The 2570-nt window shown below is 68.1% G+C and carries 3 protein-coding genes and 1 pseudogene; 1 reads left to right on the forward strand and 3 read right to left on the reverse strand.

What is annotated here, in order from left to right; translation table 11 throughout:
* The 3 genes and pseudogenes from GXZ33_RS09885 to GXZ33_RS09895 form a co-directional block, all read right to left on the reverse strand.
* Positions 1-117 (reverse strand): annotated as a pseudogene (locus tag GXZ33_RS09885) (aminoacyl-tRNA hydrolase); the annotation flags it as partial.
* Between the two features lie 79 nt (positions 118-196).
* Positions 197-823 carry a 50S ribosomal protein L25/general stress protein Ctc gene (locus tag GXZ33_RS09890; protein WP_291340868.1) on the reverse strand — a complete coding sequence of 209 codons (627 nt, stop codon included), beginning with the start codon at positions 821-823 and terminating at the stop codon, positions 197-199.
* A 165-nt stretch (positions 824-988) separates the two neighbouring features.
* Positions 989-1621, reverse strand: coding sequence for a DNA alkylation repair protein (locus tag GXZ33_RS09895; RefSeq protein WP_291340869.1), 633 nt, complete (start codon positions 1619-1621; stop codon positions 989-991).
* 18 nt (positions 1622-1639) lie between these two features.
* On the opposite strand from GXZ33_RS09895, the gene GXZ33_RS09900 reads away from it, so the two are divergent.
* Positions 1640-2570, forward strand: a 931-nt coding sequence (locus GXZ33_RS09900) for an MFS transporter (protein WP_291340870.1), incomplete at its 3' end; no start/stop codon positions are given.

Genomic DNA, 2570 nt, shown 5'->3' on the forward strand with positions numbered 1-2570 from the left:
GGGGGAGATGCGGGAGGCGAGCTCGTCGAGAAGCATGACGCCGATGTTGTGGCGGGTGTCGGCGTACTTCGCGCCCGGGTTACCCAGGCCGACGATGAGAAGGGGAGAATCAGTCACCCGACCACCATGCCACAGAAAAGGGGAGACGCCCCTGACCAGACGGTCAGAGGCGTCACACGCTCGAAGGGGAGAGGATCTACTCCTCGGTGGCCTCCTCCTTGCCGGCTTCGCCGACAGCGTCCTCGGTGCCCTCTTCGCCCTCCTCCGGAACGTCAGCGACCTCCTCGAAGGTGATGTTGAAGACGAGCAGCTCGGCGTCGTCGACCAGGGTGACGTCCTCCGGCAGCTTGATGTCGCCGGCGTTGATGACGTTGCCGGCCTCGATGCCCTCGACGGACACGACGATCTCCTCCGGAATCTCGAGGACGTCTGCCTCGACCAGGATGGTGTCGACCTCCTGGATGAGCATGGCGCCGGAGTAGACCTCGCCCTCGGAGAGGACCGGGATCTCGACCTCGACGCGCTCGCCGCGCTTGATGCCCAGCATGTCGAGGTGGTCGATGTCCAGGGTCAGCACGTTCTGGTCGATGTGCTTGATCATGGTGAGGTGCTTCTCGCCGTCGACGTCGAGCTCGACGATGGCGTTGACGCCCTGGTTACGCACGACGGCGGTGAACTCGACGCGGTCGACGGAGAAGTGGATGTTCTCTGCACCTGCGGAGTAGATGACGCCCGGGATACGGCCGGCGACGCGCAGACGACGGGCGAAGCCCTTGCCGAACTCATCGCGGGGGGCAGCGGTCAGGGTGGGGTACTTTGCCATGTGGCTTAAAGCTCCTTGTTGTGTTCCGGCCGCCCGGCAGAAAGCCTGCGACCGACTCTGGTCTGAGGGGACATGTCCTCGTCGAGTCATCGCAGGCTGAAATGAACCTTATGATCGCGTCGATAACGCCCCATGCGGGGCCTCGCCGAGACGTGCGTCATCCTATCAGCGCGGGGTGGGCCGCTCCAAATGTTTCGACGCCTCCCGCCGGGTCAGGGCGGCCACCTCGTGGGTGTCCAGGAAGCCGCGCACCCATGCCGGATCCGTCTTCGAGTACTCGCGCAGCGCCCAGCCGACCGCCTTGTCGATGAAGAACTCGCGCGAGCCCAGGTTCATGGTCAGGATCTCCGCGAGCAGGGCAGTGTCGGTTGCTTCCCGACGCCCCAACTGGTGCAGCACCGCCATCCGCCGCACCCACATGTTGCCGTCGCGCGCCCACGCCCGCATCTGCTCCGGCGTGCAGGCCCGCCCCACCGGTGTGACCAGGGCATCGACGGTGTCCCACCAGGATCGTGTGGTGACCACGCTCCGCAGGAAGTCCACGTCCGTGGACTCCAGGGGCACCTTCCGCAGGTGGTCGCAGGCGACGTAGTGGAACTCGCGCTCGGGGAGGGCGAGGAGGGCGTCGACAAGCTCCCTGTCGAGGAGGCGGGGGAGCAGTCCCCGCGTTGCTTTGCGACGTTCCACTGCCCCCACCCCCAGAAACGCGAACTGATCCCGCATGTAGGCGGCCATGCCGACGGCCCGCCCGGGATCAGCCAGGGGACGCAGCGCCGATTCGATGGGTGCAGTGGTCACGGCCTAAGTTTAGGTGTCATGAGAAGACTGCAGATGGCGGCGATCCTGGTGGGCGGGTTCGTCGGACCCTTCACCGGGCAGGCGCTGGCTGTGGTGCTCACCGAGTTCGCCGCGACCTTCGGCATCAGCGTCGGCCAGGCGGCGTGGACCATCTCCGCGTACCTCTTCCCGCTGGCGACGATGATGCTCGTCTCCGGACGGCTGGTACGCCGCTTCCCGCCGCACCGCGTCGTGCTCACCGCCTACGCCGTGACGCTGCCGATGGCGCTCATGCTGCTGATCACCCCCTCGTGGGGACTGTTCCTCGCCTGCTACTCGACGATCGGTTTCGCCAACGCCTTCACCCTCCCCGTCCTGCAGAACATCCTCCGCGAACTCACCCCACCCGGCGAGCTGGGCAGGGCGCTGGGCACCTACGCCGCCATGCAGTCCCTCGGCATGCTCTCCGCCCCGCTCGTCGCCGGTGTGTCCAGCCTGGTGAGCTGGCGGCTCACTTTCCTGGTCACCGCCGCCTCCGCCGCCTTCATCCTCCTCGTCCGCCTGCCGAAGGTGCCGGCGCCGGTGGCCTCCCCGCAGCGGGTCCGGGGACGGGTCGAATGGGGGCCCACCCTCATCCACATGGCCACCGGATTCATCGTCGGCGCCGGCATCATCGGCCTGGCGGCCGTGACGGCCCTCCACGTCGGCGACGCCTTCGGACTCGGACCCGCCGGCCGCGGCGTGGTGGTCATGTGCGGTGGCACCGCCGCCTTCCTCGCCTCCCGTCAGATCGGGGCCATGGCGGACCGCCACGGCGCGCGGGCGGTCCTCATCGGCAGCGGGCTGCTCGCCGCGCTGGCGCTCCTCCTCCTGCCGCTGGCCCCGTGGGTGTGGGCGGCCGCGCTCATGTGGGCGGCGGCCGTCATGGCGGGGCAGGGGATGCAGGCGACGGTCAACCTGGCGGTCATCA

This window comes from Corynebacterium sp. (assembly GCF_012838985.1).
In the GTDB taxonomy this organism is placed as follows: domain Bacteria; phylum Actinomycetota; class Actinomycetes; order Mycobacteriales; family Mycobacteriaceae; genus Corynebacterium.

Bases quoted from the DNA above. Each gene is read 5' to 3' on its own strand.
- GXZ33_RS09890 (WP_291340868.1), bottom strand. From the start codon at position 823: ATGGCAAAGTACCCCACCCTGACCGCTGCCCCCCGCGATGAGTTCGGC.